The organism is Streptomyces sp. NPDC026522 (assembly GCF_055567555.1).
Window position 1 is genome coordinate 646,803 of record NZ_JBVHQF010000001.1, and the last position, 17,715, is coordinate 664,517.

12 protein-coding genes and 2 pseudogenes are annotated in these 17,715 nt (G+C 75.5%); 2 read left to right on the forward strand and 12 right to left on the reverse strand.

The window, feature by feature from the left end:
- Window positions 1-46: 46 nt before the first annotated feature.
- Window positions 47-334: pseudogene (locus tag ACZ4M3_RS02820) on the reverse strand (helix-turn-helix domain-containing protein); the annotation flags it as partial.
- Window positions 335-878: 544 nt separating this feature from the next.
- Between ACZ4M3_RS02820 and ACZ4M3_RS02825 the strand changes: the two are divergent.
- Both ACZ4M3_RS02825 and ACZ4M3_RS02830 read left to right on the forward strand, forming a co-directional pair.
- Window positions 879-1,094: a hypothetical protein gene (locus tag ACZ4M3_RS02825; RefSeq protein ID WP_467729520.1), complete on the forward strand. Its 216-nt coding sequence runs from the start codon at window positions 879-881 to the stop codon at window positions 1,092-1,094.
- Window positions 1,095-1,341: 247 nt separating this feature from the next.
- On the forward strand, window positions 1,342-2,307 hold the full coding sequence (locus ACZ4M3_RS02830; protein WP_467729522.1) for an NADP-dependent oxidoreductase: 966 nt from the start codon (window positions 1,342-1,344) through the stop codon (window positions 2,305-2,307).
- 36 nt (window positions 2,308-2,343) lie between these two features.
- On the opposite strand, the gene ACZ4M3_RS02835 is transcribed toward ACZ4M3_RS02830, so the two are convergent.
- The 11 genes and pseudogenes from ACZ4M3_RS02835 to ACZ4M3_RS02885 form a co-directional block, all read right to left on the reverse strand.
- Window positions 2,344-2,661, reverse strand: coding sequence for a hypothetical protein (locus ACZ4M3_RS02835; protein ID WP_467729523.1), 318 nt, complete (start codon window positions 2,659-2,661; stop codon window positions 2,344-2,346).
- A gap of 59 nt (window positions 2,662-2,720) precedes the next feature.
- On the reverse strand, window positions 2,721-3,248 hold the full coding sequence (locus ACZ4M3_RS02840) for an SMI1/KNR4 family protein (RefSeq protein ID WP_467729525.1): 528 nt from the start codon (window positions 3,246-3,248) through the stop codon (window positions 2,721-2,723).
- 41 nt (window positions 3,249-3,289) lie between these two features.
- Window positions 3,290-4,006, reverse strand: a complete 717-nt coding sequence (locus tag ACZ4M3_RS02845; RefSeq protein WP_467729527.1) for a 4'-phosphopantetheinyl transferase family protein — start codon at window positions 4,004-4,006, stop codon at window positions 3,290-3,292.
- Between the two features lie 13 nt (window positions 4,007-4,019).
- Window positions 4,020-5,282 (reverse strand): MFS transporter, encoded by a 1,263-nt coding sequence (locus ACZ4M3_RS02850; RefSeq protein WP_467729529.1) that lies wholly within the window; start codon window positions 5,280-5,282, stop codon window positions 4,020-4,022.
- Window positions 5,283-5,346: 64 nt separating this feature from the next.
- On the reverse strand, window positions 5,347-5,661 hold the full coding sequence (locus ACZ4M3_RS02855) for a hypothetical protein (RefSeq protein WP_467729531.1): 315 nt from the start codon (window positions 5,659-5,661) through the stop codon (window positions 5,347-5,349).
- A 536-nt stretch (window positions 5,662-6,197) separates the two neighbouring features.
- Window positions 6,198-7,457, reverse strand: a pseudogene (locus ACZ4M3_RS02860) (glutamate synthase-related protein); the annotation flags it as partial.
- Entirely contained in the window at window positions 7,454-8,437 is a 984-nt protein-coding gene (locus ACZ4M3_RS02865; RefSeq protein ID WP_467729533.1) for an asparagine synthetase A, read from the reverse strand. The gene ACZ4M3_RS02865 and the pseudogene ACZ4M3_RS02860, both read right to left, overlap by 4 nt.
- 56 nt (window positions 8,438-8,493) lie before the next feature.
- Complete coding sequence (locus ACZ4M3_RS02870; protein ID WP_467729534.1) at window positions 8,494-9,816, reverse strand: methylaspartate mutase; 1,323 nt, start codon at window positions 9,814-9,816, stop codon at window positions 8,494-8,496.
- Entirely contained in the window at window positions 9,813-10,289 is a 477-nt protein-coding gene (locus tag ACZ4M3_RS02875; RefSeq protein WP_467729536.1) for a cobalamin B12-binding domain-containing protein, read from the reverse strand. The genes ACZ4M3_RS02870 and ACZ4M3_RS02875 overlap by 4 nt, the downstream gene beginning before the upstream one ends.
- 149 nt (window positions 10,290-10,438) lie before the next feature.
- Window positions 10,439-10,645 (reverse strand): MbtH family protein, encoded by a 207-nt coding sequence (locus ACZ4M3_RS02880; protein WP_467729538.1) that lies wholly within the window; start codon window positions 10,643-10,645, stop codon window positions 10,439-10,441.
- Window positions 10,642-17,691: an amino acid adenylation domain-containing protein gene (locus tag ACZ4M3_RS02885; RefSeq protein WP_467729540.1), complete on the reverse strand. Its 7,050-nt coding sequence runs from the start codon at window positions 17,689-17,691 to the stop codon at window positions 10,642-10,644. Before ACZ4M3_RS02885 ends, ACZ4M3_RS02880 begins: the two co-directional genes overlap by 4 nt.
- Window positions 17,692-17,715 lie beyond the last annotated feature (24 nt).

Here is a 17,715-nt window from a genome sequence, read left to right on the forward strand (position 1 = left end):
GCAGCGGCGCGAGCTCCGTGCGCATGCGCTGCCTGTCGCCCGGCGGGACGCCGTGCGCCACCCGGAACGCCCGGCCGAAGTGGGCCGGGTGGCCAAGCCGCAGCGCTGCCACCGTGGCCACCTTCGGCGGGCCGCCGCCGGCGGCCACGCCGCGGAGCTGGCGCCGGGCCTCCTGGAGCCGGCGCCGGCGGATCCACCGTCCGACGGTGGTGCCCTCGTCCGCGAACAGCTCGTGCAGCGGGCGCGCCGAGATGAAATGGGCGGCCGCGATCGCCTGCGGGCACAGCGCCGGATCGCCGAGGCGCGGGTTGACGGACCAGCGGATCTCGCGCATGAACTCCCGGTCCCCGGCGCCGGAGACGCCCTGCGACAGCTCGTCCACCAGCGCCCCCAGCAGGTCCGCAAGGTGGCCGCCGAGGCGCCCCGCGACCGCTTCCGGGTACGTGCCGGGCTGCCCGCCGACGGCCCGGACGAGCGGGCCCAGCAGGGCGCCGACGCCCCGGCCCGCATCCGCGACCCGGCCGCAGGCCGCGCGCAGGTCCGCGTCCGGCGCGGCCAGCAGCCCGCGCGGTACCCGCAGGACCGCCAGTACGCAGCCCTCGGGTCCGGGGACGACGGCGGCCGGGCCCGCCGAGTCCGTCACCTCAGCCGACACCCCGGCGGCCCCTCATGCCCCGACCCGCGGGGACTCTGCACGCTCGCGGCCCGTCGCCCCCACACCCTCCGGCGGGTCGGCTCCAGGCGTAACGGACGTATCCGGTCCTTCCGGGGCGAGGCCGGGCCGCGCCCGGGGCTTGCGGACGCCGCGGCAGGGGCATGTCCCCTACGTCCGGCGGCGGAGGCCGCTCCACGGACGGGATGTGAGAGGAAGGGCACCTGTGACCGACACCAGTTCCCTGGAACCCGTGGCGACGTTCTGCGGCAAGTGCGACTGCGGCTGCCCGCAGTTGTTCGTCGACGACGCCGCCCCCGCCGAGCGGCGCATCGTCATCACCGACGACTTCGGGCAGCGCGTGGAGATGAGCGCCGACCAGCTGGGCTCCCTGATCGAGGAGGCGAAGGCGGGCAAACTCGACGCCGCCGCCCTGGCCTGACGGCTGTCGGGGGCGCCCCCCGCGTGGTGTGCGAGCCGGGTCCGGTCCTGCTCGGGGGCCGTCCGCCCGGCTCGTCCGCCGGTTCGTCCGCCCGGCCCCGGAGGCCGGGCGCCCTGGAAGCCGGGCCCGGTCGGGTGACCGCCGGACGGCGGCAGGCGGGTGCCCGGCGCCCGCCGGGTGGCATAGATCCGGGCGGCGGGCGGCCGGGCCGTCCGCCGTGCTGCCCCGACCCCGGGAGGAACCCGTCATGTACGCATTCGCCGTCGAAGCCTTCGGTGAGCCGCCCGCCCTGCGGGAACTGCCCGTGCCGGAGCCGGGGCCGGGCGAGGTGCTGATCAAGGTGCGGGCCGCTTCGGTCAACCCCGTCGACTGGAAGACCGCCTCGGGTCAGCTCGCCCGCCCCGGTGTCACCTTCACCTTCCCGCTGGTCCTCGGGTTCGACGTGGCCGGCCAGGTCACCGCCGCCGGGGCCGGGGCCCCGTTCGAGGTCGGCGCGGAGGTCTTCGGCATGCGCCGTCCGGCGACCGTCGCCGGGCACCCGTACGGCTCGTACGCCTGGTACATGACCGCCTCCGCCGAGACCGCCGCGCTGGCCGAGCGCCCGGCGGACCTGGACGTCCTCTCGGCGGCGGCGCTCCCCATGGCCGGCGGGACCGCGCTCGCCCTCACCCGTTGGCTGGACCCCCGGGAGGGCGAGACCCTGCTGGTGGTCGGGGCGGCCGGGGGCGTCGGCTCCTTCGCGGTGCAGCTGGCCGCGGCCCGCGGGGCCCGGGTCGTCGCGGTCGCCGCCGCAGGGGACCACGCCTACCTCCGCGACCTCGGCGCCGCCGAGACCGTCGACTACCACACCGTCGATGTCGTACGCGCCGTCCGCGCGGCCCACCCCGGCGGCGTCGACGCCGCGCTCGACCTGGTGGACGGCCGGGACGACGTGGCCGGCCGGATCGGCCCGCTGGTGCGCGACGGCGGCCGACTGGCCAGCACGATCTTCGCCGCCGACCCGGACGCCCTGGCGGCCCGGGGGGTGCGTGCCGTCAACTTCAACTACGACCCGTCCGCAGGGGACATGGCCGAACTGGCCCGGCTGGTCACCTCGGGCCGGCTCCGGGTCGCCGAGACGACCACGTACCCGTTCTCCGCCATGGGCGAGGTCTACGCCGCCGCCACGGCCGGCCACGTACGGGGGAAGCTCACCGTGAGCACCGAGGAGTAGGACTTCCCCAGGCCCGGCCGGTGCGGCGGGCCGGCCTCACACGCGGCGCCAGCGCGGGCGGCCGTCCGCCGGCAGCGGGTCGGGCGCCGGCTCGGCGCCGCGCAGGTGCAGGTCCCGGACCGTGGCCGCGGTCTCGCGCTGGAAGTGCTCCCAGGAGATCAGCCGCAGCCAGGTCGGATCGGGCCGGTTGGGCACCGTGGCGCCACGCGCCGCCCACTCCCGGGCGAGTTCGTCGAACAGCGGGGCGGACCCGGCGGCGTGCGACGGCTGGCGGGGCACGAACAGGCTGCGGACGCCGTCGTCCGCAGCCCGGTGCCGCGCCGTGGTGGTGGGCGTGGATCGCGTCGTCGTCATGCCTGCGAAAACGATTCACCCGGCCGCCGGACACGCCCGCCCCCCGGGGCGGCCGGTGCTCAGCGGCAGAGGGCCTCGATGTCCTGCGGGTACGTCGGGAACTCGGCCCGTGCGCCGAGCACGATCGCGCCGGCCGGCCGGCGCGGCGTGGTCGCGTACCGCTCGGCGAGCGAGGCCATGGCCGGATCCGGACGGCCCGAGTAGTCCTCGTACTCCACCGCCTCCAGCGGCCCGACACCGTCCGCCAGGATCCAGAGGAAGTCGGACAGGCTCCCGGCCACGACGCCGCAGGCCCCCTCCGAACCCAGGAACACCACGGGCTGCTCCATGAGGGGCCGTCCGGCCCGGACGCACCACAGGGCGGCGTGCCCGCCCGAGCCGTCCTGGCCGAAGACCCGGTACGCGGCACCGTCCGCGGCGGGGTTGCCCGTCCAGCTCCGCAGCCAGGCGGTGGTCTCCTCGGCGGAGTCGAAGGCGCCGTAGGGCTCGAAGTCGATCCCGTTGCCCTCGTCGTAGTCGAACTCCGCCTTCGCCACCTCGGCCAGGGCGGGCGGGAAGCCCCGGTCGTCGTCAGTCGTCTCGATCACCGGTGCAGGGTAACCGCCCGCTCCGACAGGGCCGGTTCCGGTCACGGGTCCCGCAGGGCCACCGCCGCGCAGTGGCCCTCCGGGACCAGGGCGTCGGTCAGGGACCACCCCGGGAGGCGGGCCGGGACGGGGCCGGTACCGACGTAGTCCGCCGCCGGATTCTCCGACAGGCCCACCCCGAGCCCCTTGAGGTACGCCTCCTTGCGGGTCCACACCCGGGTGAAGGCCAGCGAGCGGTCCCCCGCCGGGAGGGCGGCGAGTTCCGCCGCCTCCCTCGGGTGCAGGACGTCGGCCGTCTCCGCGATCGACTGCGGCAGGACCAGCTCCTCCACGTCCACCCCGACCGGGGCGGTGGCGAAGGCCAGCAGGCTGATCCCCGTGCAGTGCGAGAGGGAGAAGTGCAGGGCCCCGCCCGGCAGCACCGGCCGCCCGTGCGGCTCGTCGCAGTGCGTGCAGGGCGCCCGCTCCACGACCACCTCGCGCGCCGGCATGCCGAGGTAGGCGCCGAGCAGCCGGCGCAGCGCCACGTGGGCGCAGACGTAGCTGTCGCGGTCCGCCGCCCGGACGAACTCGGCCGCGCGGGCCAGCTCCTGGGCGTCCAGGGTGCCGGGCGCGTGCCGGGCGGCGTGCACCCGGTAGGCGGTGGTGTCCACGAGCCACAGCTGCGGACTCGCCGCCACCAGTACGGCCCCGGCCGGTCCCGGTCCCGGGACGGACAGCGGTGTCGGTACGAGCAGTTGAGCAGTGCCCGGTGTCATGGCAGGAGCCTCCTCATACGGCCGCGGGGACGGGGAGCCGCACCGGCGCGGGCTCCGCTGCCTTCGCGGGGTGCCGCAGCGCCAGGACGGCCGCGAGCGGCGAGACGAACGCGATGGCCCCGCACAGCAGCCAGGTGGTCTGCACGCCGAGGGCCAGGGACAGCGAACTGAACACGGCGATGGAGATCGGAGCGGTGCCGATCCCGGCGAGGGAGAGCGTCGACATCGCGGCGCCCATCCGCTCCTCGGGGGCGGACTGCTGGTACAGCGTGACGATGGCCGGCCCGTTCAGGCCCGACAGCAGGCCGACCCCGGCGGCGACCGCGGTGAGCGAGACCACGGACGGCATGAGGGCCATCACCAGGATCCCGGCGGCCAGTCCCGCACCGGTGACCACCAGCCGGACGAACATCGGGATCCGGTGCGCCATGGCCGCGCCCACCGCGCTGGAACCGAGGGCGCCCACGCTGAACGCCGCCAGGACCACCCCGACCGCGCTGACGCCCCACCCGCGCTCGGAGACCAGCAGGGGCAGCGCCACCTCGGCCGGCCAGCTGAACGCCATGTCCAGGCACAGGGCGGCCACGAACATCCAGCGCAGCCGGGGGTGGCGGGCCAGCAGCCGGAACCCGTCCCCGGAGCGCTTGACCAGCGAGACGCCGGGCTCGGGCGCGGGCCGCACGAAGCCGTGCGTGACGTGCAGCAGGCAGCCGAGCCAGATGGCGCCGGTGACCGCTCCGACGAGCATCGCCAGCCACAGCTCCCCGACGGTGATCAGGAACGCGCCGGCCGGGGCGCCGAGGATCGGCGCGACCCGCAGCACCATGGAGTAGAGGGAGTTGGCCCGGGCGAGCTGCTCACCGCGGGCGAACATCGGCAGCAGTACCCCGGAGGCGGGCCCGGCGAGGCCCAGCAGGATCCCCTCGACGAGGGCGATCACCACCAGGGGCCACAGCTGGTGGGTCGTCGCGGTGACGACCGCCCCGGCGCCGAGCACCGCGACGCGGGCGGAAGTGGTCCGCAGCAGGACGAAGCGCGGGCCGAGGGTGTCGGCGACCGCGCCGCCGAAGATCAGCATCAGGGCCCGGGGGACGGTGGCGGCCAGCGTCAGCAGGGTGACCGCGCCGGTGCCGCCGAGCTGGACCGCGGTCCAGTTCATGGCGATGAGCAGGGCGAAGCTGCCGAGCTGCACGGCGGCCTGGCCGCCGACCAGGGAGCTCACACGGCCCCACTGGACCGTGGGGGCCGCGGCGGGCGTCTGTACGGGGGTTTCCATGGTGAACCTGTTCTCGGTGAGGGGCGGGTGTGCGGTACGGGACTACGTGGGCGGGGGGCCCGGGTCAGTGGGCGCGGCGCAGGGCGGCGGCGACGGCGCGCTCCGCCGCCCGGGCCAGATCGGCGGCGCGGGGCGACCCGCCGGGGCTGCGCAGGGCGAGGTGGCCGCCGAGGTGGCCGAGCCCCGCCCGGGCCAGCGCGCGCGAGGCGGCGGCGCCGGCCGCGGTCGCGCCGGAAACGGGGGCGACCGTGACCCCGGGGAGCTCCGAGAGCCGGAACCGGGCCCGTACGGGGCGGGGTCCGCGGCCGCCCGGCCGGCCGCCGCGGGGCCGCGCGCAGGGCCGCAGCCGTGCCCGGTCTCCGGGCCGGCGCGCCGTCACGACCGCCCCCCGGCCGGGGCCGCGGGCGCGGCGGCCGTAGGGATGGCGACTGGAGGAGCGGCGGCTCCGACGGCGGCGGCTTCCCCACCCGGCGCCCCAACCGGCGGCAGCCACAGTGTAGTTGCCGGCGTTGCGGACGTCGGGATCCCGGGCGTCGGCGCATCGAGCGCCGTGGTCCCAAGTACCGGGGTTCCGGGCGTCGGTGTCTCGAACGCCGGGGTCCCGGGCGCCGGCATTGCGGGCGTCGGCGCTTCGGGTTCCGGGGCCCCCGGCGTCCGTGCTTCAAGTGCCGGGGTACCAAGTGCCGTGGCGCCGGGCGTCGGCGTTGCGAGCGCCGGGGCCCCGGGCGTCCGTGCTCCGGGTACCCGGGCGACGGGCATCGGCGCTTCGCAATCCGGGGTCCCGGGCGTCCGTGCTCCGGGTGCGCAGGTCCCGGGCGCCGGGGTACCAAGTGCCGTTGCGCCGGGCGTCGGTGTTGCGTGTGCCTGGGTCCCGGGCGTCCGTGCTCCGGGTGCCCAAGCCCCGGGCGTCGGTGTTGCGGGTGCCGGTGCTTCGGGTTCCGGGGTTCCGGGCGACCAGAGGTCCTCCGGGCCCAGGTCCGCGGCCCGGTACTTGCCGACCGCGCTCACCAGCAGTCGGGTCTCCAGGGCCAGCGCCCGCGCCAGCCGTACCAGGCCCTCCCGCGGATCCTCGTCCACCGCGAGCAGCGCCGCCCGGCCCAGGCCCACGGCCGTCGCCCCGAGCGCCAGCGCCCGCACGGCCCGGCCGCCCTCCCAGATCCGGCCCGTGGCGAGCAGGTCCCCGGCCGGGGCGCCGATCCGCCGCAGGCACTCCCCGAGCGGCAGGCCGACCTGGTCGAGGAAGACCCGGGGGGCCCAGCCGGTGCCGCCCTCGGCGCCGTCCACCGTCACCGCGTCCGCGCCCGCCGCCCAGGCGGTGGCCGCGGCCCGCGCGATGTCCCGACCGGGGTGGAACTTCACCCAGGTGCGGGCCAGCGGGAAGTTGTTCCGCATGAACCGCAGCTGCTGGCGGACGATCTCCTCCGTGAAGGTCCCCGGGGTCGCGCACCGCAGCAGCCGCCCGTCGTCACCCAGCAGGTTCCGCACGGTGAACTGCCCGGCCAGCCGCTCGCCCTCCCCGGCGCCGACCACCGTCATCCCGCCCAGACCCGGCTTCGCGCCCTGGCCGACCTTCAGTTCGAAGCCGAGCCGGCCGGAGTCCCGCAGCGCCCGCGTCCCCGGGTCGCTGTACAGGAGGTTCCACACCTCCGAGTCCGCGTCCTCGGTGGACTGCTGCACCACCACGCCCCCGACCCCGTCCGGGAGGCCGTCCGCGTACGCCGCGATCCGCTCCAGCAGCGCCGAGCGCACCCCGTCGCCGCCGCGCGCGTAGCCGTGCACCGGCACCATGTTCTCGCCGATCACCATCGGGATGCCGAGCCGCGCGGCCTGCCGGGCCGCCGCCACCCCGAGGTCCCCGCTGCCCGCCCGGGTGGACCCGAACGCGGAGAGGTAGAGGGGGAGTTCGGCCGCGAAACCACCGACGGTGGTGCGCAGGTCCACGTCCTCGTACGAGGGCTCGCGGCCCAGCTCGATCAGCTTCTCCAGTCGCCGCGGCATGAACACCGGCGGCACCAGCCGCAGTTCGTCCAGCGGGTCGTGGGCCCCCGCCGCCGTGGCCCCGTAGAGCTGCGCCCCGTAGGAGTCCGCGGCCGGGAACACCTCGGCCGTGCCCGCCCGGGCCCGGGCCCGTACCGCCTGCTCGGGGAAGCCCGCCGCGCCCAGTGCCCCGCTCACGGCGCGATCACCCCCGGGAGCTTCGGGTAGGCGCTGACCTGCCACAGGGCGTCGAGTCCGGTGAGGAAGCGGACCAGCCGCTGGAGGCCCATGCCGAAGCCGGCGCTGGCCTCGATGCCCTCGCGGGCGAGCTCCAGGTACCAGGCGTACTTCGCCGGGTTCTCGCCGCTCTCCCGCATCCGGGTGACGATCGTCGCGTAGTCGGATTCCCGCTCGCTGCCGCTGACCAGCTCCCCGTAGCCGCCGTGGGCGATCAGGTCGAAGTTGCGCAGCACGCCGCGGCGTTCGGGGTCCTCGCGGTCGTAGAAGCCGCGCGAGCCCTTGGGGTAGTCGTTGATGAAGAACGGGCGGTCCGCCTCCAGCGAGAGCACCTTCTCGCCCGCCCAGTCGATCTCCGCGTCCGGGCTCTGCGGGTGGCCCCGGCCGAGCAGGCGGGCCACCGCCTCCTCGTGGCTGCAGGAATCGAACTTGCCCTGCCGGAGCTCGGCGAAGTCCAGCTCGTCACGGCCCAGTTCCGCCAGGACCTCGGGCACCGCCCGCCACACGTGGTCGACCACGTGCGTCAGCAGCCCCGCCGCGATCTCCTGTACGTCGTGGCGCGTGGCGCCGGCCATCTCCACGTCGATCTGGTGGAACTCCACCAGGTGGCGGCCGGTGGCCGCGGTCTCCGGCGGCTCCACGCGGACGTTCGGGGCGACGTAGAACAGGCGCGGGAAGCCCCCCAGTGAGGCCTGCTTGTAGAGGATGGCGCTGGTCATCAGCTTGTACGGCTCGCCGTAGTAGTCGACGTCCAGGGCCTTGGCGCCCCGGCCGCCCGGGTCCGTGACCGGGCCGACCAGCGGCGGCAGCAGTTCCACGAAGCCCCGGCCGCGCAGGAACGCGCGCGCCGCGTACAGGGCTTCCTGCTGCACCAGCATCGCCGAGCGCAGCTGCGGCGAGCGCAGGTGCTCACCGAGCGGGGGAGGGGTCTGAAGCTCCATGTCGACTCCTGTCGATATCGGTGTGCGTCTGGGTGTCGAAGGGCGGGAGGGGCCGGTCACGCGGCGGCCCCGTCCTCGTCGTAGCGGCGGGCCAGCCCGTGGACGGCCGCGAGCAGTCCGTCCGAGGTCATCGGTGAGCGGCCGCCGGGCCGGCCGTCGGGTGCGACCGGCATCGAACCGACCGCGGACCACCGCAGCCGCCCGTCCGGGTCGACGAAGCTGCGCGAGCGGCCCGCGTTGTCCGGGTGCAGGCAGTACGGGACGTCCAGTACGCCGCGCGCGAAGGCGGTGCGCAGCGAGCGCCCGAGGTCGGCGCCGAACTCCAGCACGGCTTCCACGAAGGCGCGCGCCTCCCGGTAGACCTCGCTGTCCGCCGGGTCCCCGGTGCGGGCCGGCCGTTCGGTCAGCGCGGCGGTCGCCGCGGCCGTCTCCAGCGCCCGTACGTTCTCCTGCACGGTCGGGATCCGGTGCGCCTCCGCGGCGGTCTTCACGATCAGGCGCTGCGCCCCGGCGCGGACGGCCAGCCGCGCCGAAGCCTCCAGCAGCCGGGTGGCTCCGCGGGCGGTGTGCGGGAACACCCCCATGTAGGTGTAGAGGACGACGTGCCGGTCCACGCCGGGCGGCAGGAACTCCTCGGCCAGCCGGCCCAGGGCGCGTACCGCCTCGGTGTCCTGGCCGGGATCGGTCTGCTGCGCGTAGCTGAGGGAGACGGACCGGATGCCGTGCTGGGTGAAGAACATGCCCTCCAGCAGGCTCAGCGCCACCAGCAGCCCGGGTGGGCAGAGCTGGCCCAGCATGCAGCCGCCGAAACTCTCCAGGTGCGGTGTCCGCGGGGGCGGTGCCAGGGCCGCGAGCAGTTCGCAGCAGCGGGCCCAGTTGTCCACGGACTCGGCGAGCGGGGTCCGCCCGTAGGGCAGGCAGTAGGAGACCGGGCCGCCCTCGGTGGCGTCGAGCCCGGCGGCGGCGAGCGCGCGGACGATGGCTTCGGGACGCGAGGAGCCGTGCCGCACCTGGACGGGGAAGCCGGCGTCCAGGACCCCGTCGAGGAGGGCGCGGGTCTGCTCGGTGCGGTGGGTGGCGATCGGGTAGCCGTTGAGCGCGGTGCCCTCGGCCAGGGCGGCACGGGCGGCGGCGTGGGCGCCGACCCGGGTGTAGCTGTCGATGGTGAGGGTGCCGACGGTGGTGGCGACGGCGGCCTTGGTCCGCTCCAGCCCGTCCCGCATCCGGCGGGGCTCGCCGAAACCCATCCGGGGCTGTACGACGAGCTGCCCGGCGGCGGCGCAGGCGCCGACGAAGGCGCCGAACGAGGCGGTGCCGGCATCGGGGACGGTGCGCAAGAGCGGGGCCACGTTCGGTGCGGCGAGCGTGGCGGCGGTCATGCGACGGCCTGCCCACCGGCGCCGGAGCCGGCGCCCACCCCTACCGCGGCCGCACCATCGGCCACGGCGTCGGCCAGGGAGTCCAGGTAGCCGCGCAGCCGCCGGGTGTCGCCGTCGTCGAAGACGGCGTCGGCACCCGCGTCGAGCAGCCGGGCCCGCCGGCCCGGGTCGGCCCCGCCCGCGACGCCGAGTTTGCCGCCGATGACGAAGGGCACGCCCAGTCCGGCGCCGCGCAGGGCCCGGACGGCGCCGAGGCCGTCCCGGTAGCCGTGCCCGTTGACGCTGCTGACCACGACGAGGTCCGGCTCGCGCTCCGCGCAGACGCCGGCCAGCAGCTCGTCCGGCACGCAGGGGCCGAGGTTGTGGACCCGGTGTCCGAGCTCCTCCAGGAAGAGCTGGAGGTAGACGAGATTCCAGGTGTGGGAATCGGATGCCGTACCCGTCAGCAGGATGTTCATATTCCGTCGTCGCATACGAGAAATATAGAAATCACCGGGGCGGCCGAGGGGAAGTTCGTGCGGCAGTATGGCGGAATTCCGGCGGCCAGGCCGGAGCCGGGGCACGCGGAGAAGCCGTGCCCCGGCGGGACACGGCTTCTCGATCACGCAATTACCTCAGGAATTCACGTGTACTGGGCGACCAGGCTCTTGGGGCGGATGTCCGTCCAGTTCTGCTCCACGTACCCGAGCGCGTCCGCCCGTGTACCTTCGCCCCACACCACGTCCCAGCCTGCGGGAACGTCGGCGAAGGCGGGCCACAGCGCGTGTTGGCCCTCGGCGTTGACCACGACGCGGAAGGTGCCCTCGGTGTCGTCGAACGGGTTGGTCATGACAGACTCCTCAATTTCTCGGAAAGGATACGGCCGATCAAAGCGAGCGGTTCCGGTTCACCCATTCTGGTGTGCGGAACCCCGATGACGTGATTCTCCACGCGGCCCTCGATATAGGGAATCCAGTGCTGCGCGAGGGTGTTTTCCGTTTCCCCGTCCTCTATGGCCGCCAGGAACAGCAGGTCGGTGGCGACCGGGCGCGGGGCGTACAGGTTCATGATTTCGGCGTGGTTGACGGAGGCGCCGATCACCGAGCGGATCTCCGCGTCGGAGAAGGCCCCGAGCACCGGGTCCTTCAGCCGGACCAGGCCGATCAGCGCGTCGACGTCGAAGGGTGCGTCGGCCGGCTCGTCCGAGGCGTCCCCGACGAGCATGTCCCGCTTCTGCGCGGGCGTCATCCGGCGCCGCACCGGTTCCGTCGGCAGCAGGTGGACGTCCATCATGGCCAACAGGTCGGTGCGTTCGCCGAGCTCCGCCAGCCGGACGGCGAGCGCGTGCGCGACCGTCCCGCCGAAGGACCAGCCCAGGAAGCGGTACGGGCCGTGCGGCTGGACCTCCCGGATCAGCGGCAGGTAGTCCTCGACCATCTCCTCCACCGACTCGGGGGAGTGGCCCAGCTCGCTCAGCGCCCGGGCCTGGATCGCGTACAGCGGCTGGTCCGGGCCGAGGTGCCGGGTGAGGCCGGCGTAGGGCCAGCCCACGCCGGTACCGGGGTGGATGCAGAACAGCGGGGCGCGCGAACCACGGGAGTTGAGGGGCAACAGCACCCCCATCGGGTCGAACCCGGTCGGCTCGTCGCCCAGCAGCCCGGCCACGGTCGGCGTCCGGAACAGGTCGCGGACCCCGCGTTCCAGGCCCAGTACGGTCCGCATCCGGCTGACCAGGCGCACCGCGAGCAGCGAATGGCCGCCCAGGCCGAAGAAGTTGTCGTCGATGCCGACCCCCTCGACGCCCAGGACCTCGGCGAACAGTCCGCACAGGACCTCCTCGCGCGGGGTGCGCGCGGGCCGTCCCGAGGGCCGTGCGGCGGGCGCGGGCGCCGGGAGGGCCCTGCGGTCGGGCTTGCCGTTGACGGTCAGCGGGATGGCGTCGAGCAGGACGGCCGCCGACGGCACCATGTGCTCCGGGAGTTCGTCCGCCGCCCAGCGCAGCAGCCCGGCCTCGGTCAGGGTGTGACCGGCGCGCGGGACCGCGTACGCGACGAGCCGCTTGCCGCCGGGGCCGTCCTCGAACACCACCACGGCGACCTGCCCGACCCCCGGGTGCCGGGCCAGGGTCTCCTCGATCTCGCCCGGTTCGATCCGGAAGCCGCGCAGCTTGATCTGGCCGTCGGCCCGCCCGATGAACCGCAGTTCACCGTCCGCGGTCCAGTGCACCAGGTCTCCCGTGCGGTACATCCGGCCGCCGTCGCCGCCGAACGGGTCGGCGACGAACCGCTCCGCCGTCAGCCCGGGCCGGCCGATGTAGCCGCGGGCCACCTGGGTCCCCGCGATGTACATCTCCCCGGCGACCCCGGGCGGCACCGGCCGCAGCCGCTCGTCCAGGACGTGGATCCGCGTGTTGTCGAGGGCCGCACCGAGGTACACCCCGTGCAGGGTGCGCTGCGCCGTCGGGAAGCGCTGCTGGTGCGAGGCGAAGGTCGTCTCCGTCGGACCGTACGAGTGGACCAGCACGGTCTCGGGGCAGTGGGTCAGGACCCGCTGGAGGGCGCTGGGCGATGCCACGTCGCCGCCCGTCCACACCTCGCGGAGGAGCTTGAGGGTGTCCAGGCCCTCGTCGGCCATGATGTGGAACAGGCCCATCGTGAAGTAGGCGGCGGTCACGTCGTGGGTGCGGATGGTGTGGTCGAGTTCGGCGACGTCGGTCCCGTCGCCCGGGGCGATGACGAGCTGTCCGCCGTTCAGCAGCGGCACCCACAGCTCGTAGGTGGAGGCGTCGAACCCGATCGCCGAATGGACCAGCATCCGGCGGTGGTTGGCCAGGTTCCAGCACCGGTCGGTGACCAGCTCGACCACGTTGCGGTGGGTGACGCCGACGCCCTTGGGCCGGCCGGTGGAGCCGGACGTGAACATCACGTACATCAGGGCGTCCTCGCCGACCTCGATGCCCGGATCGGAGGAGTCCGGCTCCCGGTCGGGGGCGTCGACGGCCAGGACCCTTACCCCCGCGGCGCGTTCCTGCTCCACCGCCCGGTGGCCGAGGTGCGCCTCCTGGGTCAGCAGGACCGTCGCCGCCACGTCCTGCGTGATCATCCGGACCCGGGCCTCGGGCAGCCGCGGGTCCAGCGGCACGTACGCGGCGCCGCACTTGAGCACCGCCAGCGCCGCCACCAGCAGGTGCGGGGTGCGGTCCAGCAGGACGGCGACCGCCCCGTCACGGGCCACGCCCGCCTCGATCAGGCGGTGGGCCAGCGCGTTGGCGCGGGAGTCCAGTTCGGCGTAGCCGATGGTCTCCTCCTCGTACGAGAGCGCGATCCGGTCGGGGGTGCGCCGGGCCTGCGCCGCGAACCGCTCGTGCACGAGCCCGCACCCGGCCCGCGGGGTCGCCGTGTCGTTGTACTCGGTGACCAGCCGGAACTCCTCCTCGGCGGTCAGCAGCCGGACGTCACCGATCCGCTGCTCCGGGTCCTCGGCCACCGCCCGCAGGGTGCGGGCCAGCTGCGCCGCCAGCAGCGCCGCCGTCCCCTCGTCGTAGAGGTCCGTCGCGTACTCCAGTACGCCGGTCAGCCCGCCGGGCGCCCCGTCCGCGCCCCGCAGCTCCCGCAGGGACACCGTGAGGTCGAACTTGGTGAACCCGGAGGCGGTGCCCAGCGGGGTCCCGGCCAGCGCGGTCCCGGTCGGCGCCTCCGGTTCGGCCGGCTGGACCTGGACGATCGCCTGTACGAGCGGGTGGTGCGCGGTGGAGCGCACCGGGTTCAGCCGCTCCACCACCAGGTCGAAGGGCACGTCCTGGTGTGCGTAGGCCGCCAGGTCGGTGTCCCGGACCCGGCGCAGCAGCTCGGAGAAGCGCGGGTCGCCGGAGGTGTCGCAGCGCAGTACGAGGGTGTTGACGAAGAAGCCGACCAGGTCGCTCAGGGCCTCGTCGTCCCGGCCCGCGGTCACCGTGCCCAGCGGCAGGTCGGTGCCCGCCCCGTGCCGGGTCAGCAGCGCCGCGAAGGCCGCCTGCACCACCGTGAACAGCGTGGTCCCGTGCGCCAGGGCGAGCCGCTCCAGCCGGGCGTGGGCCGCGGCGTCCAGGTCCAGGGGGGTGGCCGCGCCGCGGTGCGAGGCGTCGGCCGGCCGGGTCCGGGAGGAGGTCAGCTCCAACACCGGCGGCGCGTCGCCGAGGGTCTGCTCCCAGTACGCGAGGTGACCGGCGGCGGCCTCCCCGGCCAGGGCGGCGCGCTCCCACAGGGTGTAGTCGGCGTACTGCACCGGCAGCGGCTGCCAGGCGGGGGCAGCCCCGGCCAGCCGGGCCTCGTAGGCGGCGGCCAGGTCGGCCAGCAGCGGGCCCGTGGACCAGCCGTCGGCCGCGATGTGGTGGACGAGCAGCACCAGGACCTGGGCGGAGCCGGCGCTGATCAGCGAGGCCCGGAAGGGGAGTTCGGCCGCGAGGTCGAAGACGTGCCCGGCGGCCGCGGCCACGGCGGGGTCGAGCCCGCCGGGTCCGGCGGCGACCAGGTCCAGCACCGGCCGGGCCGCGTCCACGACCCGCTGGTACGGCTGCCCGTCCACGGCCGGGTACACGGTGCGCAGCACCTCGTGCCGCCCGGCGACATCGGCGAGCGCCTCGGCCAGCACCGCCGGATCGAGCGGCCGCTCCAGTCGCAGCGCGAAGGGGATGGTGTAGGAGCGGCTCGGCCCCTCCAACTGGTCCACGAACCACAGCCGGCGCTGCGCGTACGACAGCGGCACCAGGTCGGGCCGCTCCTGCGGCGGTACGGGGACCAGCGCCGGCCGCCCGGCGGGCGCGGCCTCCCGCAGCAGGCGCACCGCCAGCTCGGCGGGGGTCGGGGCGAGGAACAGGTCCCGGATGCGGGCCTCGACGCCGAGCGTGGCCCGGATCCGGTTGACCAGCCGCACCCCCATCATCGAGTGCCCGCCCAGCGAGAAGAAGTTCTCGTCGGGGGCCACCCGGCCGAGCCCGATCACCTCGGCGAACAGCGTGCACAGCAGCTCCGTGGCGGCCCGGTCCCCGGCCGGGGCGGCCGGGGCCGGCTCCAGGGCGCGGGCCCGCGCGAGCCGCTCCCGGCGCTCGGCCAGGCCCCGGCCCTCCTCCTCGGTGAGCAGCGCGGGCGCGGCGTCGCCGGTCGGGCCGCCGGGGTCCTGCGCCCCCCGGGACAGGGCCCGCAGGAACACGTCCAGCAGCAGTTGGGCGGTCGGGGCGTCGAAGAGGTCCGCCGCGTACTGCCACCAGACCTCCAGCCCGCCGTCCGCGAGCTCCACGCACGAGGCGCTGAGGTCGAACTTGGCCGCCTCCAGGCCGGGTTCGACGAACCGCCCGGTCAGGCCGCCGCCGAGGGCCAGGTCCGGGGCGCCCTCCTCCTGCACGGTCAGCATCACCTGGAAGAACGGGTTCACGGCCAGGCCGCGTTCCGGGTTGAGGTGCTCCACCAGCAGGTCGAAGGGGAGCTCCTGGTGGGCGTAGGCCGCGAGGTCCGCGTCGCGCGCCCGGTCCACGAGCTCCGCGTACGGGGCGCCACCGCCGACGTCGGTGCGCAGGACCAGCGTGTTGACGAAGAAGCCGACCAGATCGGAGAGGGCCTCGTCGCCGCGCCCGGCCACGGGCGTGCCGATCGCGATGTCCGTACCGGCCCCCACGGCGGCCAGGGCCAGGGCGAGCGCCGGCTGGAGGGCCATCAGCATGCTCGCCCCGCGGTCCTCCGCGAGCGCCGCCAGCCGCCGGTGCGCTGCCGCGTCCAGCCGGGCCACCAGGGTGGCGCCCGCGCCGGTCGGCTCGGCGGGCCGGAGCCGGTCGGCGGGCAGGTCGAGCACGGTGGGCATGCCGTCGAGCGCGGCCCGCCAGTGGTCCAGCAACGGGTCCGGGTCGGCCAGGAGGTCTTGCTGCCACAGCGTGTAGTCGGCGTACTGCACCGGCAGCGGCTCCCACCGCGGCGCGCCGCCGGCCAGCCGGGCCGCGTAGGCCTGCCCGAGGTCGCGCAGCAGCGGCGGGACCGACCAGCCGTCGGTGGCGATGTGGTGGGTCAGCAGCGCGAGGGTCGCGGACCCGTCGCCCGGTACGAACAGCCGGGCCCGCAGCGGCAGGTGGGCGGCGAGGTCGAAGGTGCCGGCGGTGAACCCGGCGACCAGGGAGGGCAGTTCCGCCGGGACGCAGTCCCGGACGGTCAGCGGCACCTCGGGCGGCGCCAGGACGTGCTGGTAGGGCTCGGAGTCCACGGCCGGGTACACGGTGCGCAGCACCTCGTGCCGCTCCACCACGTCGGTGAGGGCCGCCGCCAGCGCCCGTTGGTCGGGGACGGTGTCCAGCCGCAGGACGAGCGGCAGGTTGTAGGTGGCCGACGGGCCCTCCAGACCGGCCAGGAACCACAGCCGGCGCTGGGCGAAGGACAGCGGCACCCGGTGCTCGGCGGCCAGGACCACGCCGTCGAAGACGCGGTCGGCGCCGCCGTCGGCCACCGGAGTCCTGAGCAGTTTGCGGTCGATCTTCCCGGAGGAGGTCCGGGGGAGGGACTCGACCAACTGCACGGCGCCGGGTACGGCCGCCGCCGGGAGTTCGGCCCGGACGTGGGAGCGCAGCGCGGCCGCGCTCACCCCGGTGTCGGCGACCACGAACGCCACGAGCCGCTTCACGCCGTCGGGCGTCTCCTGCGGTACGACGGCCGCCTCGCGCACGCCCGGGTGGGCGGTCAGGACCGACTCCACGGACGCCGGGTCCACCCGGTGCCCGTTGATCTTCACCTCGTCGTCGGCGCGGCCCCGGAAGCCGAGCTGTCCGTCCTCCTCCCGTACGTGGACCAGGTCGCCGGTCCGGTAGGCCCGCTGCCCGTCCAGCGCGGCGAACCGGGTGGCGGTCAGCTCGGGCCGGCCCAGGTAGCCGTGCGCCAGCGCGCCGCCCAGCAGCCACAGTTCGCCGTCGACGACCGCCGCCCGCACTCCCGGCAGCGGCACGCCGATCGGCACCGGACCGCCCGTGTACCGGGACAGGTCGGCCACGGTCGCCACGACGGTCGCCTCGGTCGGGCCGTAGGTGTTCAGCAGCCGCACCCGGTCCGGGTCCACGGCCCGGCACCACTGCGCGACCCGCTCGGGCAGTGCGGCCTCGCCGCCGATGACCACCGTACGGAGCGTCGGCGGCAGTGCGGCGACCCCGGTGGCGAGGGCGTGGGCCAGCTCGTGCCAGTAGGCGGTCGGCAGGTCGAGGACGGTGATGCCGTGCGCCGCGCAGCCGGCCAGCAGTCCGGGGACGTCGAGCATGTCCTCGTCGCGCAGGACCAGCGTGCCCCCGGCGCCGAGGGTGAGGAAGACCTCCTCCACGCTCGCGTCGAAGTGCAGCGGCGCGAACTGCAGTACCCGGTCCACGGCGGTGATCCCGTACCGGGCGGTGGCCCCGGCGACGAAGTGGGCCAGGGCCGGGTGCCCGATGACGACGCCGTTGGGGGTGCCGGTGGAGCCCGAGGTGTAGATCACGTAGGCGGCGTCCTCGGCCACCCCCGGCCCGGGGAGCACGAACTCGCCCTCGACGGGCTCCACTTCGGTTCCGGCGCAGTCGGCGAGGATCGAGGTGTTACGGGCGGCCGGCGCGCCCGGATCCAGCGGCAGGTACGCCGCCCCCGTCCGCAGGGCCGCCAGCAGTCCCACCACCGCGTCGACGCCCCGGGGCCGGTGCACGGCCACCAGCCGGCCCGGACCCGCGCCCGCGGCCGCCAGCTCGTCGGCGCGGAAGGCCACCGCCAGGGCGAGCTGCCCGTAGGTCAACCGGCGCTCGCCGTGCACCAGCGCGACGCGCTCGGCGTCCTGGGCGGCGATCCGGTCGAGCACACCGGGTGCGGGGGTGATCGCCGGTCCGCCGTCCAGGACGGCGGAGGCGGTGGGGGCGGTCGAGGGCATCGCGGGGCCTCCAGGCGAGGGGAA